The 21013-nt window shown below is 48.2% G+C and carries 6 protein-coding genes; 2 read left to right on the top strand and 4 right to left on the bottom strand.

The window, feature by feature from the left end; all coding sequences use genetic code 11:
- Positions 1-13 precede the first annotated feature (13 nt).
- Complete coding sequence (gene rbsK, locus ACFQRK_RS02085) at positions 14-931, bottom strand: ribokinase (RefSeq protein WP_379003132.1); 918 nt, start codon at positions 929-931, stop codon at positions 14-16.
- A gap of 206 nt (positions 932-1137) precedes the next feature.
- On the opposite strand from rbsK, the gene ACFQRK_RS02080 reads away from it, so the two are divergent.
- Positions 1138-2625: a hypothetical protein gene (locus ACFQRK_RS02080; protein WP_379003130.1), complete on the top strand. Its 1488-nt coding sequence runs from the start codon at positions 1138-1140 to the stop codon at positions 2623-2625.
- A gap of 58 nt (positions 2626-2683) precedes the next feature.
- On the opposite strand, the gene ACFQRK_RS02075 is transcribed toward ACFQRK_RS02080, so the two are convergent.
- The 3 genes from ACFQRK_RS02075 to ACFQRK_RS02065 form a co-directional block, all read right to left on the bottom strand.
- Positions 2684-4624 carry an OmpA family protein gene (locus ACFQRK_RS02075; protein ID WP_379003129.1) on the bottom strand — a complete coding sequence of 647 codons (1941 nt, stop codon included), beginning with the start codon at positions 4622-4624 and terminating at the stop codon, positions 2684-2686.
- A 51-nt stretch (positions 4625-4675) separates the two neighbouring features.
- Positions 4676-5638: a type IX secretion system membrane protein PorP/SprF gene (locus ACFQRK_RS02070; RefSeq protein WP_379003127.1), complete on the bottom strand. Its 963-nt coding sequence runs from the start codon at positions 5636-5638 to the stop codon at positions 4676-4678.
- 83 nt (positions 5639-5721) lie between these two features.
- Positions 5722-17802 (bottom strand): gliding motility-associated C-terminal domain-containing protein, encoded by a 12081-nt coding sequence (locus tag ACFQRK_RS02065; RefSeq protein ID WP_379003125.1) that lies wholly within the window; start codon positions 17800-17802, stop codon positions 5722-5724.
- A 691-nt stretch (positions 17803-18493) separates the two neighbouring features.
- Between ACFQRK_RS02065 and ACFQRK_RS02060 the strand changes: the two genes are divergently transcribed.
- Positions 18494-21007 carry a hypothetical protein gene (locus tag ACFQRK_RS02060; protein ID WP_379003123.1) on the top strand — a complete coding sequence of 838 codons (2514 nt, stop codon included), beginning with the start codon at positions 18494-18496 and terminating at the stop codon, positions 21005-21007.
- The last annotated feature ends 6 nt before the right edge of the window (positions 21008-21013 follow it).

Here is a 21013-nt window from a genome sequence, read left to right as displayed (position 1 = left end):
TTTATAACGACTTTTATGTCATACTATTCAACAACACCTCGTTGCGGAAAGGAATGGACGACTGTGCGCCCATGCGCGTCACGGCAATTGAAGCCGCCCTGCAAGCGAACGAAACCGCATCCTTCAAGGCTTTCCCTTCGCTTAAGGCAACCGCAAGTGCGCCATTGAATACGTCACCTGCCGCCGTGGTATCCACGGTTTCCACCTGAGGAGCCGGAATGTGGTGGAACACGCCGGCTTCCAGCAACACGGCCCCTTGCCTTCCCAATGTGATAATAACATGATTGACACCCTGTGCATGAATACGTTCTGCAGCGGCTTTCGCACTTGGAATATCTACAATCTGCATTCCCGACAACATTTCCGCCTCGTTAACATTAGGCGTAATAATATCAATCAAATTAAACATAGCCGGTACCAAGCTATTGGCAGGCGCTGGGTTAAGAATAACTTGCATGCCCCTGCCCCGCGCGATGCGAGCTGCATGCTCCACCGTTGGCATCGGTATTTCCAACTGAACCAATAAAATTTTGCTGTACGGATAGTTGTTCAATACCTCTTCCACATCGTTAGGTTCCAAATGCGCATTCGCTCCTGGAGCTACTACGATGCTATTTTCGCCACGTTCGTCTACGGTAATCAGTGCGATGCCGGATGGACAATTGTCATCAGCCAACATCCCATTGGTATCAACCCCTTCTTCATCAAATAATTGAGACGATTGCTTTCCGAAAATGTCATCACCGATTTTGCCAATAAACGTTACATCTCCACCTAAACGTGCAACAGCCACCGCTTGATTCGCTCCCTTTCCACCGGGATTCATTAAAAAAGACCCACCCAAGACCGTCTCTCCCGGCTGCGGAATATGGCTTGTTTTAACAACCATATCCATATTCATACTACCTACAACGATTATTTTATTGCTCATATAATTGGTTAAAGAAATCTTTTCGTTTATAAATACTATCAAAAGTAGGTGGTATATTTTTGAAAAAACCGCCTTTTTTATATAATTTTATGAATTACAATACCCAAAAATACACCACATAAATTATATAATTATTTGATAATGATCCATTTAATATTAAATACATATATTATATATCGTCCACTACCCGATTAGTTTGAATCCCGATGTTATTCTACGAGCTCGAAAAACTCATAAAATCTCTTTCTGCAGCGGAAAAAAAGCTCTTCCAGCAACACGCAACGCAGCTCAAAGGCGACAAAGACTATATCGCATTATATCAACAAATCGCCGGGCAAACAGGCATTGCAGGTATGACCTCCTGGCAAGAGCAATTCAGAAAAGCTTATCCCGCCAAATCACTCGAAAACACTGCCGCTTACTTATATAAAATACTCACCGATATCCTTGTGCAGGTACGTATCGAACAGGACGCCTGGTACCAACAATACCAATGCCTCCTGAAAGCGAGACTGTGTTTTGAGCGTTCCATTCCCACAAGAGCGTTCAAGGAACTTCACAAGGCCTCAAAACTAGCGACCGCGAATCAACATCACCCGGTGGCCTATCAAGCAGCCCGTATGGAACTAACCGCCCTTTCTGATCTGGGTTTCCCCGGACTCAGTGAACAACAACTGGTAGACAAACAGATGAAGGCAAAACATACACTGCAATCGCTCCGACAGATCCAAGAACATTATTCCCTTTACGAACTTCTCAGCCATCGACTCACAAAAGGCAAGCGTACAAAAAACAATATACAGGATAAGCAACTAAATGATCTGATTCTGAGCGAACTTAGCCTTTCTACCCGAGGCAGTCAGTATCAGTTCGAACCACAGAAATTACATTTGCTTTTTCAATCCTTCTTTTTTATCCATACCGGCGAATATCGCTCGGCGTTACGGATATTCGACGAACTCACCAAACTAACGGAAGCCAACGAGCCCATTTGGGACTATCCGCCTTATGATTATCTGTCAGCACTTGATGGGATCCTTGACAGTCTCCGGAGTATTGGTTACTATCAAGAGATGTCCCCCTTTATTGAAAAATTAACCGCACTATCAGAACGCCCCTATCCCGAACATTTTAAAAGCGTAGCCACGTTAACGGCGGAAGTATATCGGCTAAACAAGGTCCTCGGCTGTAGGCAATACGAGATGGCTGCTCAATTTTTAACAAGTTCCTACGTTCTTGGGAACGCACAAAAATCGATTCCTGGCCACGAAAAGCAAGTGGAGTATTATTTTTTTGCAGCACTCACTCATTTTATGCAACAACAATGGAGTAAGGCGAAAAAACAGCTAAACCTGCTCATTGATGCAGCGAAACAAACCCCGCAACACCTCGCCTACCGGGCCGGCCGTTTACTCTACATTCTTCTCAGTTATGAAATGGATGACTTGGCTTATATCGAGCATGAAATCCGATCATACAAAAGAGCGTTCAGCAAACACGGCAAGGCTTATAAAACGGAAAAACTCATTTTTAACGCCATTGCATCGGACCCGAAGCGCAGGGGAAGAACCTGGAAGGCTGCTGCACGCAAAAAAGTTGCTGCAAAATTGAAAGAAATTGAAACAGATAAACGGGAACTTCAGTTGACGAAATTTGCCGATTTCGGACAATGGATGCTGGCCAATCTATATTGAAAACCAAAAAAAATACCCTTCTAGAGGGTATTGTAAGGATCGGCATGGACAAAATCCGTTATTCTTTATCCCCATTTCCAATTACGAAAAACTCCACACGCCTGTTCCACTGATGCTCCTCTTCCGTACATTCTACGCCTTTGGCGCAATGGTTAGCCAGTTTCGTAAAACCATATCCCTTCGCTACCAAACGGTCGGCCGCGATTCCTTTGCTGACCAAGTAGGCTACCGCCGAATCAGCACGCCGCTGAGTCAATTTTATATTATACGCAGCTGTTCCTCTGGAGTCCGCATGTGCACTCAGTTCAATGCGCACACTAGGGTCACTATTTAAAAATGCAGCTATTTTATCCAATTCCAATGCCGCGTCTGGGCGGATGTCCGCCTTGTCGAAGTCAAAATAGATATTACGCAGTACGACGACTTCCTTCTCTTCAACCGGAGACAGATAAATATCTTTTTGCAGCGTGGTGCTGGAATCGATGCCTGAAGTGGAAAAAGCCATTGGTGTAAATGCTCGAAATCCGGTCTGCTCGGCAGTAAGGGTGTAATCTGTATTTTCCGCCAAATTAAACTTAAATTTTCCGTCCGACCCGGCGTTAACGACCACGGCGTTCATCTCATCTCCGGCTGGCGTAAGGGTCACCCTCGCCCCGGAAACGGGCAACTTGGTCTTTTCGTTGTAGACTCCTCCCTCTAGATCAATTTGCACCACCTTATTCAGGTTAAACCAATAGATATCATCCGCTCCGGCGCCACCGCTCCGGTTTGAAGCTACATATCCTTCCAATTCCCTATCAAAACGGATGGAAAAGTCGTCATAAGGTGAATTAAATGGGAAGCCTAAGTTAACGGCTTTGGCTGAGGTTCCGTTTTTCTCCAATCGATACACATCCAATCCGCCCATACCCAAATGGCCATCCGACGAAAAGTAAAAGTCGCCTTGGTTATCGATCGCCGGAAACCGCTCATCACCGGGCGTATTGACTGCGTCGCCTAAATTGACCGCATCGCCCCAAGCTCCGTCTCCCTGACGGACGACATAATAGATATCAGTTCCTCCCTTACCTCCCGACATATCAGAGGTAAAATAAAGTGTATCGCCCGACGTGGACAGGAAAGGATCGCCAACCGACCACTCCGTAATATTATTGTAACGAAAAGGAACCGCGCCTTCACCCCAATTTGCGGCGTCTAATGAATTCGAAAAAATTTCGATATTCACCGTAACATCCTTCCCTGCGTTACGTTTTTCCTCGCGGGTCAGGTTACGGGTTACCGCAAAATAGACTTCATTCCGTTGTTTGGAAAACGTCGCAGGCCCAAAATGATTGGCCCCGTCTCCCCATTTGGCGTCGACCTTGCCCACCGACTCCTCCTTCGCAACATACATAGATAGATAGGGGTTTCCTGTCCACCCGTAGATGACGTCCGGCTTGGCAGCCCCATCAAACCGATCCGATGCAAAATAAAGGCCATCCGGTCCTTTTGTAGCGCCAAACTCGGCCTGCGGACTATTCCAGTTCTTCTGATTTTTCACCTCGACGGCTTTCATCGGATTTTCTAACCACACCACGGCCGAATCGCAAGAGGCATACAACATCGCAAGTTCCTCACGCGAAATGATACCTTCCGCTTTCAAAGCAACACGTTGATATTGTGCCTTGGCTTCCCTGAATTTGGAGTTATTACGGAGCACATGGCCATATTGCAGGATATGGTCGATCTTTGCTTCGTCATGGTTGGCCAAACGCGCGTACCAGGTTTCCGCCTCGCGGTAATTCCGGATGTGGTAGTAAGACTCTGCCAAACGTTCCGCTGTTCTGATATCGGCTTTCACCTCGTATGCCCGTTGATAAAGCTCTATGGCTTTTACAAAGTTAAATGTGTCGAACTCCCGATCAGCAGATTTCAACAGGGAATACTGTGCTCGCAGGGGTAAGACCGCTAATAAACAGAATCCAAAAACCAGCGTAACCGTATTATTAAAGAATTTCATAGGTAGGTGTTATTTTGTAGCGTGTCAGCATGGATTAATAAATGTCCCAAATTAGAAGTAGCGCGGTGTACGTACGCGCTGCGTTCCTCTACTCAGCGAATATCCCAACGATATTTCATGAGTTCCCCCCACCTGGTTGTTAATTCGATTGAGTGCATAATCAAAGGAATAGCCAATGCGAAACTGACCTGCTGCGACAAATTCCGCGAGGGCGATGATCGAGTTTGGCCGTTTCAGGCTTTCGCTCAGTTGCTCTCCATTGGAAAGCGCGGTACGGTAAGAAAGTCCAAACGTAAACTGCTCGGCAAAAATGACAGCTGCATTCAAATCCGTTGTCCACGCACGGTTTCCCGCATTATTTGCATTTTTCACCAAAATAGATGGTTTCAATAGAATGTCGGTAGCTAACGGAACGATGCCGCCGCCGGTAATGTAATATTGTGTAACCGGAGGAATACGGGTACTTCCGTTATCGTCGTTGAATATGAGTTGCGAAATCAAATTGTCTACGCCAACACCTGCATAAAAAGTATTGGTAGAATAAAATACGCCGAACCGGGCATCGGGTAAAAACGAATTTTCAATGTTGATAGACTCCGGATCCTGGGTACGTGCCGCAGCATTATCAAATCCCGAATGGATAAACCCCAATCCTAGGCCGAACGCCAGTCTATCCTCGGGATCCCAACCAACACGCAGGCGGTATGCATAATTTGCATAGGCATAAACTCGTTTTTCCAATCCCACTCGGTCACTCATTAAATTTAACCCCAACCCGACATTATCTCCCGAGGTACGCATATCCGCCGCTAAAGCCAGCGTACTTGGTCCACCAGGCATTCCAGTCCATTGCGACCGGTAATACGTATGAAAATTTACGGGTCCACGATAACCGGCATACGCAGGGTTGATATACAACCCATTGAACATATACTGGCTGTACTGCACCACCTGCTGGGCAAATGCAGGAGCGGATAAAAGGACTATTAGCAATAGAAAATAATACTTCTTCATGTCTTTATCTGTTATTGGATGTGGTCAAATCAGCATCGTTTTAGTGAACCTGCCGAGCGTATCGCTCGGCAGGTTATCTTCATTTAGCGACCGGTTACTCTAATGAGGGCTACAGCACCTTTATAGATCCGCCATTCGCCATTATTGCCATTGCGGACGCGCAGGATATAATAGTACGTACCCTCAGCAAGTGAACCTCCATCCCAGTCGTTATTATAGTTGTTGCTCTTATAGACCTGGTTGCCCCACCGGTTAATCACCGTCAATTCCCGACCTTGGTATTGCAGCAGGTTTTTGATGACAAACAAGTCGTTCAACCCATCGCCGTTCGGTGTGAACAGATTCGGAATAATCAACGTTGCATCCACCGGAACAGGGTCTGTGTCGTCCTCGTCATCCGGATCGTCGGTATCCGGATCCCGGTCGGGCGCCCACACGCTTATACCATTTGTAATAGTACCCGCGGCCGTCGCGGCGACGTCTGCCGTAATCTTAATTACGATGATTGAATTTACGTCGATGACATCGGTTGTTGTAATCGTGGCTTGATTTCCGGTACCAACAACTGACGCCGCACCTGAAACCACTTGGTAGCCTGTAATGGTCACACCCGCTCCCGGACGTTCCCGGAGCGCGATTTCCTTACCGGATTCAATCGCCATCGGTCCGTTGTTCGTTACAGTCACAGTGAAGGTAGTGGTCTGTCCGGCAGTCACGAGCGATTGATCCGCAACTTTCTCGACGCTGAGCACGTAAGGCCGTTCTACCGGAATTTCAGGTGTTTCGTCCTCGTCGTCTTCGTCATCCGTGCCAGGATTTTTATCGGGCCCCCACACCGCTATGCCGTTCGAAATAGTCGAGCCAGCGGGTGCCGTAACGTTTGCCGTAATGTCGAATGTAATAGATCCGCCCACCGCAATGGCTGCTGTCGTCGTCAATTGACGGTTATTTCCGCTTCCACCAATAGTTGCATTCCCAGAAGTTACGTCATATCCGGTAATCACCAGTCCTGCACTCGGACGTTCTTCTACTGCGATGGTTTTGCCTACTGCGATAACAGCCGGGCCATTATTGGTTACCGTCACGGTAAACGAGGTGGTTCCACCCGCTATTACACGTTGATCATTTGCTGATTTGGTAACACTCAAAACAGACTCGTGATCTACTGGGATCGGAGGTGTATCGTCCTCGTCATCCTCCGGATCGGTTTCCGGATCTTTGTCTGGTCCCCAAACCGTGATGCCGTTGGTAATGGTTTCACCCGCATTTGCGGCCACATTCGCCGTTACCTTCACAACAATGGTAGCGCCCACAGCAATCGCTCCACTCGTGGTCACCGTTGCGGAGTTGCCTGTTCCGGCAGCTGTACCATTGCCCGAGGTCACCTCGTAGCCGGTGATGGTTACACCTTGGCCCGGACGTTCCGTCAGGCTGATCACCTTACCGCTCGCTATTACAGCCGGACCTTCGTTGGTAATCGTTAATGTGAAGCTAGTGCTTTCGCCCGCCTTAACCCGAGCTTGGTCGGCCACTTTCGTGATGCTCAAAACCGCTTCACGGTCTACCGGTATGGGTGGGGTATCGTCCTCATCATCCTCTGGATCGGTTTCCGGATCTTTGTCCGGTCCCCAAACCGTAATACCGTTGGTGATGGTTTCACCCGCGTTTGCGGCGACATTTGCCGTCACTTTCACCGTAATGGTACCACCTACGGCAATCTTACCCGTTGTCGTTAACACCGCGGTATTTCCGCTGCCGGCAACGGTAGCTGTACCGGCGGTCACTTCGTATCCGGTGATGGTGACACCCTCACCTGGACGTTCCGTCAGACTGATTTCCTTACCAACCTGGATAAAGGAAGGACCGTTGTTAGTAATGTTCAGCGTGAAGCTGGTGCTCTCGCCCGCTTTCACACGTGCCTCATCTGCCACTTTGGTGATACCCAAGGTAGACACACGGTCTACCGGTATCGGTGGCGTATCGTCCTCATCGTCTTTCGGATCAGTTTCCGGATCTTTATCTGGCCCCCACACATCGATACCGTTGGCAATCGTTTCTGGAGCATCCGCATCAACAGTCGCGGTCACTTTTACCGTAATAGTACCTCCCGTAGGAATAAGGGCATTTGCCGTTACTGTTGCGGAATTACCACTTCCATTAGCCGTTCCGTTGCCGGAGGTTACCTCGTAGCCGGTGATGACAACACCTTCGCTTGGACGCTCGCCCAGCTTGATGATATCTCCACTTTGAATAGCGCCCGGACCTTCATTGGTAATCGTCAGCGTAAACGTTGTGCTCTCTCCAGCTATTACGCGATCTTGATCGGCTGTTTTGGTTATTGACAATAACGCGGTACAATCATTAATCACAGGTGTTACTGCCAACCTTTCGGCACTTTCACAATTATCGCCCATTTGAGTAGCGTAGTAGGTCACGCCGTTTTCAAGTACCGTAGTTGCTGGCAGCACCTCTGTGGATGTTGCGGAAGCGTACCATTTAATGTCGGTACCCGCCACCTGCAGATCTGCCAACGTCATGTTATCCGTTTCGCAGAATTCAGGTGCTGCATTATCAATGGTCGGTGCCGGCGTTTCGGTGATCGTCACCGTCACCGCCGTCCGGTCAACGCTCTCGCAGTTCTCGCCCACCTGGGCAGCGTAGTACGTACCTGCCGTCAAAGCCGCATCCGCAGCAAGCGGTGTGCCGCCCGTGGCCGCGCTGTACCATACAACCGCACCTGTGGCACCGTCCGTGTTCAGGTCGGCAACCGTCGGCATATCAATCTCGCAGAACACCTGCGCAAGCTCGGTCAATGCCGGTGCCGGGGTTTCGGTGATCGTCACCGTCACCGCCGTCCGGTCAGCGCTCTCGCAGTTCTCGCCCACCTGGGCAGCGTAGTACGTACCTGCCGTCAAAGCCGCATCCGCAGCAAGCGGTGTGCCGCCCGTGGCCGCGCTGTACCATACAACCGCACCTGTGGCACCGTCCGTGTTCAGGTCGGCAACCGTCGGCATATCAATCTCGCAGAACACCTGCGCAAGCTCGGTCAATGCCGGTGCCGGGGTTTCGGTGATCGTCACCGTCACCGCCGTCCGGTCAGCGCTCTCGCAGTTCTCGCCCACCTGGGCAGCGTAGTAGGTACCTGCCGTCAAAGCCGCATCCGCAGCAAGCGGTGTACCGCCCGTAGCCGCGCTGTACCATACAACCGTACCCGTGGCACCGTCCGTGTTCAGGTCGGCAACCGTCGGCATATCAATCTCGCAGAACACCTGCGCAAGCTCGGTCAATGCCGGTGCCGGGGGTTCGGTGATCGTCACCGTCACCGCCGTCCGGTCAGCGCTCTCGCAGTTCTCGCCCACCTGGGCAGCGTAGTAGGTACCTGCCGTCAAAGCCGCATCCGCAGCAAGCGGTGTGCCGCCCGTGGCCGCGCTGTACCATACAACCGTACCCGTGGTACCGTCCGTGTTCAGGTCGGCAACCGTAGGCATATCAATCTCGCAGAATACCTGCGCAAGCTCGGTCAGTACCGGTGCAGGTTCTTCATCTACTGTAATAGTAATGGATGCCAAATCGCCAGCGCCATTTTCGCAACCGTCGGCCCCACTCCTTACGCTTACGTAGTATGTATAATTGCCAGCTGAGAGGCCAGAAATGGTCATCTCGCCATTCAGGATGGTATACGTTGCGCCATTTACTTCAGCACCATCAACAATCGGCTCTGATTTATCGGCGTCGAAGTACCAGTTAAATTGTGGGTCAGCAATGGTTGCCACAGCGGTGGCCGTAAGCACAACCTCATCTTCGACGCAATAAATATCTTCATCGGCTTCCACCGTGATATCATCGGCAGTTGGTGATTCCAAGACATTGATGACAATGGGAATTCGCGCGCCGTAGTCACAACCGAATCGCTTCGGTTGAACATACAACGTCCGCAGTCCCGGTGCCCAATCCGTCGGAACCGTAAATACCAGTCCTTCGGCAATCGCTGTTCCACCTGTCATATTCTCGTACCACTCGTATGTTGTACCACAGTCATCGGCCTCAAGCGTGATATCCCCACCTTGGCAGACTTCCACAATGCCGTCAACCGGCACGGGCGCGACGATATTAATGTCTGCTATCCGTTGGATCCTGAATACATCCAAGCTCGTCAATGCACTAGCAATCCCTCCTGCACGTACCTCTACCCGATCAAATGGTGTTTCAACCGGGAATGAAACAATATTAATGTCTGAAGAGCCATCCAACAGCCGCACATTCAGCAAAGCTCCGCTGACAGCGGTTTCCTTAACCAGCGTATTTCCGTTGTATGCGCGGACCCAGATGCCAGCTAGCACGCTAGCATCCAGCAATCCGCCAGACGGATTACGCAAGATCACCTGAACCGAATCGCCCGCTTTTGCCTGCGATGGATAAATGGTGGTCAAATGTACATGTCCAGCAACTCCTACGTTTTGACGAATGGTTGCAAATTGACTTAAGTCGTCTTCAGCAACCGCCCACTTGTTGGTCACACCATTCAATGAACCCAATACACCGGAAGTCGAACCCGTTAGTATATCACTCACCTCTTCACAGTCGGCCAACTCAGTAACCTTCGTATTTACATAAGCAGCATGTACATCAATCGCACCTGCAAGTGAGATCAGCGCAGAACGAACCCGGACGCGTACCCCGTTAAAAGTAACATCATCGGCCGTCGGTATCATCACATCTCCTTGGTCGGCTCCAGCCAATAGGCTCAGCAACCAACCTGAATTTAAGGAGACGGCCGTACCCACTGGAGTTCCGTCTTGCAACGGTTGAAGGCTGACCTCTACACCGCCAAGCAGATCCACTCCCTGCCTTGTGCCCAACTTCACGTGAATATCCTCACTTGTGAACGATTGGCCGAAGCCAAGGTCGAAATTACGTACACCGAACAACAACAGTGGAATCTGCACATTGGCACTATCTACCAAATCGCCGCCAATAGCGCTATTTGGACTTGTAATTCCGGCGGTCGAGCCAATGACTTCGGTAGCATAGATCCGCTCGTATCCCGGAGGACAGGCATTCGGATCGAACACAACAATGCTGATCGATGTTGTAGTACTGCAATCACCACTTTCGGCTACAACGGTATAAATATAAGTGCCAGGCGTATTGAACGGACCGACGGTACCGGATACGGGATTTCCGTCCGGATCAAGCCACGTTACGGTAGCACCTGCAGGGTCCGTGGTGACCCCCGGAAGCTGTACCGTTCCACCGATTGCTATCGCGTAATTTGCAGGGCCATCCAAGGTGATTTTCGGAGTGGGATTCGCCGCTATCGTTACGGCGTCTGAGGGCGCACTCGGACAGCCATTTGGTCCGGTTACCACCACGGTATAATCACCCCCTTCAGTAACAACCAATTGCTGACGAGTCGAATCGGCCAACGCTACGCCATCTTTGTACCACTGATTGCCCGTTGTCGCACTTGAAGTTAAGATAATAACGCTTCCTTCACAAATTTCCGGCACACCGTCGTAGGTAATCGTCGGCTGGGCAGGCAACGGAAGTACCTCTACGGTTACACCCGCCGAAATACCACTCTCGCATCCTGTAGCATTCAGGGCTTTCACCGTATATACACCATCTTCGTCGGCCACTAGGGTCGCGCTGGTTTCTCCTGTTAATTCAACACCGTCCAAATACCAGATATAGCTAGCAGCACCCGCCGTTGCCGTCAATTCCACAGATTCACCTTCGCAGATTTCCGCGTCTCCGCCCACAATCGTGATGGTCGGAACTTCCGGTGTTTCTTCTACCGTAACGGAGATCGTTGCTGGCGGATTGTTGAAACAGAAACCGGCACCGTTTACAACCACATAATACGTTGTGGATGCGGTTGGACTAACGGTTATCGTTGCACCCTGCATTGGTGTACCCGTTAAGCCGGCATTCGTATACCATAAGAATATTGCATCTGGTATAGTTACCCCATTTAACGTAGCGGTCAGTTGGATCTCTTCTCCTTCACAGATGGCATCCTGGTCGGCATCTAAGGCTATGTTCCCAGCACTCACCGTCACACAATCGGTAGGCATGCTGTGTTCAGCCGTCTTGGTCTCATCAGCTGTATCGTCTTCATTACGGAATGTAACCGTGGCTGTATTGTCGATTGATGTTACATCGTCCGGATCGAATGCGACCACTTCGACTACATAAGTAAAGGTACGTGTCTCGCCTACGGCCAGATCGAACGGTGGGAATGAAACATCACCTCCGCTTTCCGTACCACCGTCTGCACTGCTAACAAACGTCGTGTTTGTCGGCACCAGTCCGTCGACAGTAACGCCCGTCAAGTCTTTATTGCCGGTATTCGTTACCGTGACGGTATAGGTAATGTTATCTCCAGAAATTGCCTGTCCGGTGTTAGCACCGTCACTCACGCCGTTTAGCGCGATGTCAATATCGTGAATTGCCTCGACGGGGATTTCTGTTCCCGTATCACCGGTATCGTCCGGATCTGTCGGATTTTCATTATCTACTGGCGGGAAGCTTTCCTCAGGTGTAGTCACTTCGTCGCTGACGACTGTTGCTACGTTCCGGATCACATCGATGCCGGTAAGATCTTCAGCCACTTCAACGGTAAACGTTAAGCCCGGTGAAGTCGCTCCGACAACTAAAGTCGGAATCGTAAATGTTACTGTACCACCGGCGTGGTTTCCACCTGACACCCAGGTTACGCCCGCTGGCAGCACATCGCTGATCGTCAGATTAGTCAGGTTCACATTACCGGTATTTCTTACATAAATCGTATATTCAACGGTCTCTCCGCCACTCACAGCCGTAACAGTGGCATCTCCATTCACTTCATAAGCTTTCCAGGAGACCACCGAAGACACATGGTCAACAGGGATATCGGTACCGGTATCACCGCTGTCGTCCGGATCTGTCGGGTTTTCATTGTCAATTGGCGGAAAGCTTTCTTCCGGAACTGCTATTTCATCACTTACCACAGTAGCCACATTGCGGACTACGTCGATACCCGTGAGGTTTTCATTGACGGTAACGGTAAATACCTGCGGATCTGAGGTCGCACCAACCGGCAATGTCCCAATAGTGAACTGCACCGTATTACCGCTAAGCGATCCACCGGAAACATAGTCCACACCTTCAGGCAACACGTCCGAGATCACAACATTGGTTAAATCCTGATTGCCCAAGTTGCGTACATAGATGCTATATTCAACCGTTTCTCCGCCGCTAACCGAAGTTGTGGAAGCGCCTCCCGTAATGGCATAGGCTTTCCAAGAAACCAGCGAACTAATTTGCTCTACGGGAATAATTGTTCCGGTATCACCACTCTCATCCGGATCTGTCGGATTTTGGTTATCCAATGGCGGGAAAGTTTCCTTTCCAGGATCGCTCGCATCCGTTTTAATAAGCGCGACGTTGACAATCTCACTCACGCCGGTCAAATTTGCGTCAACCGCAACCGTAAAGCTGACTGTAGCTTCACCGTCAACAGGGACATCGATACCACTAAATGTAACGGTATTACCGTCTAATGTGCCATCTGCACTTTCTACAAATGTTGTATTTGCAGGGAGGGCGTCGGTGATTATCAAATCCTGAAGCGCTACCTGACCCGTATTGCGGACATGAATGGTGTATACTACTTCTTCACCGCCTTTCACGGAGGCAACGGTCGCGTCGCCATCCACCACATAGCTCTTCCAAGCAACGAATTGCGGCACATTGCAGTCTTTTTCTACCGCATATACCCGCAAGGCCGGAAGTACACTAAGGCCGGCCACTCCGGAAATCCCCACACTGATCCGATCATATTCCACTCCCGGCGCGAATGGTATCGTAGCCCTTCCGCCGTTATTCAGCAGGCCAAGTACATTCACGCCATTGATAATACCGCCATTCCATTCCAATTCGGCCACTTCAACCAAATCGTTGTAAGCCTTGATCTCGATGCTTCCTAACAAGTTCAGATCAACAGCACCCATTTCATAAGAAAGCGTGACATTCACCACTTCACTTGGAAGCGCTGGCTTTCTAAAATCGAAGTACTGCTCAACGGATTTTCCGACGGCAACAGCCCCCAGATTAATTTGGGAATAATTGTCTGTATTGTCATCAATAGCATGTGACGCATCGGTTACTCCAGAACCACCGAGATCAGCCAAATCCAGGTCAAGCCCGGTAGCATCAAATGAAGTGACAAACACAGGCTGGCAATCAGCCGTTGGATTATCCACGCAGGCACCATATACATGCATGGTGTTTGGCTGAGTCAATAAGCCCAGAGCAGAATTAGTATGATCTGTAATTCGGATTGCATTAAATTCCTGGCTTGGCGTGATGGCAATGTAATACCGCCCGAATTTATCCTGTACAATACGGATACGGTCAGTATTGCCTCCAAAATTATTGTTGCTCCCGCCTTGTAAAACGATGGCATCGTTGTTTTTCGCTTGAACTGAGAAGTAATGATCGCCTAAGACTAAATTGTTCACCACTGAAGCCAGCGCACCGCCGATGCTACCACCCAACAAATTGTCCAGCAAAGTCGGGTCGAAATCAATGCGCACATACGCTGTTTTTCCCGCTTCGATGGTCTGGCCAAAGCCCAATTCCACAAAGCCTTCGTATTCATTGATACCCAGCAATGTTCCTGCACCCGAATTCAATACCGCATACGTATCAAAGTCTTCGTCAAATAAGTTCTGTATGTCATCCGCATTAGATGCGGCGACCACCTCAGTGATACAAGTCGGGTTTTCAAAAGGCGACTCTGTTGCCGGATCAGGTGGGCATCCTGCACCAATCCGTTTTACTTCATATAGTCGCACCGGCGAGCTCAACGTCGCGTTTAGTAGCGAGTTAACCTTTACGTCTACCCGGTCGTACGGCAATTGAGTCTCGAAAGTGAGTGTCTGAATACCTCCGGAATTGAATAATATGTTCAATAAATTCAGGTCATTTATTAAACCTCCGTCCTGCAGCGTAAAGGTTTCCTGTTCCTGCGATCCATTGTAGGTTACTACTTCATAGTTTCCAAGGACATCGACAGTCAATAACGTCGGTGCGCTCATTTGGAGACGTATACGAAGTTCGTCCCCCGGTTGAGACAACTGGTTGAAATAAATCCGTTGCGACACCTCCGCTGCTACAGCAACCGTTCCGGTACTGATTTCCGAATAATCGGATGAATTGCCGTTGATCGCATGATCCGCATTAATGACACCCGCGCCATTTAACGCACCCAAGGACAATCCCGTTTGGTCAAAGGAAGTGAACTGAGCCGGTAGACAGGCATCCACTCCGATTTCCTGGCAGGCTTCGTAAATATTCATTTCACTTCCCCCTTGAGTGGTACCCACTAAAGCGGGGAAGTGTTCTGTAATCCGGATATTGCGATAAGGTTCATCGGGGGTAACCGCGATGTAATACCGGCCGATATTATCCTGTACCAAGCGAAGATCACCGCCCTCGACATCCGTAAACCCGCTTTGGCTGGATCCGGTTAAAACGGGATTACCGTTAATACTGGGCTTGGCCTCTATTGAAAAATAGTGATCGCCCAGCAATAAACCGCCCACATTATCTACGAGGGTTCCCAGCGTTCCACTCAAAAAGCGCCCCAAGAGATCGTCTTCCATATCAATACGAATGTAAGTCGTCTTGTTGGCTGGGATTTCCGTAGCAAATTCATATTCGAGGAAGCCCGAGTAAGCTCCGATTCCCAGCAGCGCACCGCTGCTAGCGGATAACGTCGCAAAAGTCTCATTATTTCCGTCTGCCGCCCGATGCGGGAAGTTCGCGTGATCCCACGCCACGACCTCTGCCTCACAAGAAGCTTGCTCAAAAGGCGTTTCCGTAGGATCGGGTATAGTTAGTTCCGGATCCGGACAATCGGCACTAAAGCGCTCTATGCTGTAAATCTCCAGCGGATTATCGATCACATTTGCGGACACCAACGATTCGATACCTACAGCCACACGATCAAATGCTCTGCCTGGAGCGATCGGGATATTAAGCATTTCTTGGTTGGCGATTAGTTCCAGCAAATCCGCGCCAGAAATCAATCCGCTAGTAAGCCGTTGTGAATAGACCTCTTCATTTCCGTTAAAAGCCTTGATGACGATACTTCCCAGTACCTCGGCTGTTACAGCACCTCCCGGCATCTTCAGCTTCACACGGAAGTGATCGGTCTCTGCCGAGAGCGAGTGGTAATTCACATATTGGTAAACAGAAGCACCAACCCCAACATTGCCAATATTGATTTTTGAAGCGGTTGTTGGATTCCCATCAATGACATGAGGCGCATCCGTCACGCCGACATTGCCAAGCGGGGTCACGCCTAAACTAATGCCACTTCCATCGACATAGGTAGCAAAAGCAGGATCACAAATCTCATCGCTATTTTCGTAACAAACGCTATAAACGTTTAAATACTTATCCGGAGCTAACACACCCAAAGCAGCAACGGTATGGTCGACTAAACGAATGTTTGTAAATTCCTCTTCTGCCTTGATCGCAATATAATACCGACCCAACCGGTCCTGTACAATTCTAACTTGACCGTTCGCATTGTCAAAGAAATCATTTCCCGAGGTAGTTAATACGGGAGATCCACTATTGGTCAATACAACGTCAAAATAGTGATTGCCTAAAACCAAATTGTCCAGTAGATAGGCGACGACATTCCCTAAGCTGCCGGCCAGCAAGGCTTTTAACACGTTCTCGTCATAATCAATTCGAACGTAAGCAGTTTTTCCAACTGGAACCGGGCTGTCGAAAGCCACCTCTAAGTGCCCTTCGTTACCTCCTAGGCCAATCAATACACCTGCATCCGAGCGAACAGTGGCATAGCTATCAAAGTCTCCGTCTACGGCATTCTGCCCATCGTCCACGTTTTGCATGGCTACAATAGTTGCATTTGCACAAACCGGATCAATCAGCGGACTCGGAGTTGGTGGAGGAGGCGGACACGATGCACTGGTTCGACTTACGCCATATAAACGTAACCCGGAACCAACATTAAGATTCGCCGTTGAATTGAGTACCACTTCCACCCGGTCATATTGGCCTGCTACATCAAATGGTATCGTAACAATCCCACCACTGCCTAGAAGTCCCAAAACGTCCAGCCCGCCAATCAACCCACCGTTGATTACCTGTTCGAATACCTGTGTGTTTCCATTGTATGCTCTGACTCCGTAGGCGCCCAAAAGATTCACGTTCAACGCCGTGGGGTTAACCTGAAGCCTAACATTGAGTGTAGAATTGGGTTCAGATAATTCAGGAAAATAAATATTCTGAGAAGCTGTGGCACCTGCAGCTAGTAATCCCAATCTGATCTCCGAATAGTTTGAAGTATTTTCGTCAATTACGAATTCAGGATTGATGACAGTTTCCGATAAATCTACATTAATACCTTGTGAACGTCCTAAATCGGTAATCAGTACGGATGTACATGCATCTACTCCCTCTAGATAATAAGCATCGTATGTTTTAGACGTCAATGATGACCCTAAATTAATCCCCAACAAGCTGGTTTGATACCTCAAACTAAACCGAACCGAATTAAAATTCGAACCTGTAGAGGTTACCAAAAAACATAGGTTTCCCTCGGCATCACGTACAATGTCTTTATAAATTCCTGCAGTAATTTCGGTACCATTACTACTAGAGGTGGCTCCCGAATAGACCGATGCATTTACGATATTGCTCTCTACTAGACCTAATAATCCCCCGACAAGATTTAGCAGATCCAGGTTAACCCCCGCAGATGTCGGCAAATCAAAAGGTATTAAAACCTTTGTTCCTGGTGTTAAATTATCGGCGAATTTATACTGGACCCACGCCTCTCCATTAGCACCGATGTTTAATAACGGAATTGTCATCGTCGTGGCCTGTAAGCTAGCCGAAAAATTTGTTCCAACGACACCAGATGGCGTGGCGCTTGCTATTTCTGAGGGCGGATTATTGACTTCTCCGGCTTCACCAATCAATTGCCTCCAAGCTCTTATCCCAGAAGACACATTATTCGCATACTCCCGCTCCTGTCCCATCACCTCCCCAAAAGGAGAAAACAGCACCACAATGGCAGCTACGCAACAAATAATAAAATTCAAGAAATTAGTTTTCAGATAAGTAGATGATGCTTCCATATAACAATGGGTTTATAAGCGTAAAATGTTTTTCAATAGATAATCAGCGTTTTTTGTGCATTACGCACAAAAAAATTTTGTTTGTTTTTCATTAGGCAATGAAATGATCCAAAGAGGAAAGCTTTCTATTGCCAAAAATGGTATGGTTATTGCACTTTTATAGCCGGTAGATGTTTTTGACATTTCCGGAGAGCGCCTTGTTCTTCGGAAATGTCTCTTTGTAATAAGCTACTCTGCATAACCTTATTTCTCGCAAAGATAATTGGGTCACAAGTCGGTTAGGTTGTTCACTCTATTCATTTTGCATATCATCTGTTCATTTCATTCACGTTATATGGTATGTTATGCGTACCAACAAATTATGTGTAAGTTTGCTATTAGGCAGCCTAACCATGAGTTCATGAAAGGCTTCCTTAAATTAAACCTTCGCTGCCAAAGCGGGAAAACAAGCAGAGCTGACGTTCAAATTATTCAGACAGATGAATTAGGCAAAACGGAAAATATTCTATCTTTGGCGAACGCGAATCATGCACTAATAGAAGTAAGAAGACGCAATCACCGAAAACGAAAGTAATAATTAGCATGTGACAACAAGCACTGATTGCCGATTCACCTTTGAAAAACTTAAAAAACAATAAGTGGGAGATTAATCAACGTTAATCAGGTTTATTGTTCTAACATCTACCTTTACATGAAAACATACCTACAAGCTTATTTCGATAAGCTAAAGTCATTGGTGTTGGGCAAGTCCCAAATTGCGCAGATTGTCCCTGCCGATTGTTACCGGCTGGCCCTCGAAATTAAATCCGCAACTAATAAAAGTGTCAGCGAAACCACGCTTAAGCGTGTCTTTGGTTTCGCATCTTCAGTACACCAGCCATCTATATACACGCTTAATGCGCTGGCGGAATATTGCAATTTTGAAAGTTGGGACCATTTCTACACCCAAATGGAACAAGGCAAGCTACAAACATCACATCAGCGCTCGTGGGGTGAGATTTCTTTGAATGCGACCAAAATCAGCTTATTCAATATTCAAAGCAATAAACATAAATGCGGCATTCCCTATCACCTCACGATAGAGAGAGAATTCGTGCAGATTTTTATGGATCATTTTCTCAGCAGCGGCGCCACTACAGGCATCCTAAGCGGGGATACGGGGCATGGAAAAACCATCGCCGTATCTCGCTGGGTAGAAAAACAAATCTGCCAGAATCATGCAGCTTCAATGAACGACATTTACCTGTTTACAAACAGCCTTTCCCTTCTCCAAGGCACGGCTTTCGGCTACCATAGCAATCGTTGGCTGGCACACCTGTTGGGGTTCGACACCGGCGATTTACTGGATGCCTTTATGGAGCACCACAGAGATACTGCACCTGGCAACTTTTACCTGGTCATCGATGAGCTGCATAGTGATTTGATTGCCGACCGGCAATTTTACAGCATAATCAATCAATTTGCAGAAATGGTATGCCATTTCGCCCAATATAAATGGTTTCGCATCGTTTTGATATTACGCACGGCAACCTTGTATAAATACGAAAGCCTGTTCAAAGACACGATCATAAACCCTCAGTGGTTTTCGGTTCTGAGTGGAGCATCCGGCCATGAATCGGCTAAAATCCCTGCTTTCTCAAACGCCGAATTACACCAGCTTCTACGGAACGTCAACGGCAAGTCGAAGTCGTATCACTTGCTAAAGGCCGATCACAATCTCCTCGTCCGTATCCCGCTTTTCTTCCAATATTATTATGAATTAAACGGAGAAGAGCTAAATCCAGGGCAGACGACGTCGTTCGATGAATATTTGGTCATCACACAATATCTAAAAAAGAAGGTCTTCAACGGCGTCAACACGTTGGCGAAACAAGCGATGATGGAAGAACTGTCGTTGCTTATTGAACAAAATGGCAACCTATTGCAGGTAACCAAAAAACAGGCATACGCTATTATTAAGCAATATAAAACGGCTTATAACGACTTGCTTCACTCCGGCGTCCTTGTCGAAACCAGCGATGGGCTCGAGGTCCGGCAACAGACGGTCATTCAATTTCAGTCAAACACGGTTGCCACTTATTTTATGGCACTCGGACTGTTTAACAGCCGGTGCCAGGTGGAAGAGCTCATCCATAAACTGGATCGGGCGGAGTTTAACAATCAAACCAAAATCCAACAGCTTAAATGGTTGTTACTATTTTATATCGAATCCGGCGATATGAGACTGATCAATCAATTCGAGTCGATACCTTTCCTAAAGGAGGATCGATTCGAAGTAATCGCTTTTATATGTGACGGGCTTGATAAACTCAGCGAGAATACCGGCTCAGCTAATAAAGACAAAACGAAGTTCCGGCTGCACAATAGTCGGTTTGTTGAGTACATGCTCAATCATTCCTGTTTTCAAACAGAATATGAACGCAATATTGCCAAGCTTCTGGCGTTCGACCTCTCAGAGACACACGAAATCATCCTTCGCAGCAAGCTTGCTTTCATAGCGCTGTTGAAATGGGAAGAAGAAGACCTGCTTCGGCAACTTGATGTACTTTCCGCAAAGCAGCCTGAGGCCTTTACGAACTTCTTAATTAACCCACTCCGCGTACTTTCTTACCTCTACCAATATTTTAAGGAAGGCGTAGTAGATCAGGACATTAGCCGTGAGCTCAATGCACTGCCGCACAAACTTTCGATGTTAGCCCATGCATCGGGCGGACAATTATTTGATTTACTGATCTATATATTGGTTAAAGTATCCGGCAATGTGCAAATAGCCCGGTGGTACAGTGAGTTAGTACGTCGCCGGTTTGAAGAATTAGATCCGGCACATACATTTGAAGCAGATTTCACTTCGCTTATCTATGGACTATATCTTCTTGAATGCAACGAACCTGAACTGGCGGTATCTCTCGTCGCCAAGGGAAATACAGCGTCGTTAAACAACTTGTCCTATCGCCTCTTACATGCATTCTTCCATATCGAGTCCGGCAAACTTACGCACAACCGCGATCATCGGATTCTTGGACAACACGCTATAGCCATATGCGAAACCTACGGTTTTAAACTACTTGAAGCCTATTGTAGGATTCTCATTCTGGAAGAGGTACCCAAGGACGAGCAGGTACAGCATATCAATAACCTAAAATATCAGTTTGCTGCCTTCGGTTACACAATAGGATTGGGCGCATTGACAAAAAAATACGGTTAATGGGCC

Source organism: Parapedobacter sp. GCM10030251 (assembly GCF_042666505.1).
Classification (GTDB): Bacteria; Bacteroidota; Bacteroidia; order Sphingobacteriales; family Sphingobacteriaceae; genus Parapedobacter.
This window is presented reverse-complemented; position numbering and strand designations above follow the sequence as displayed.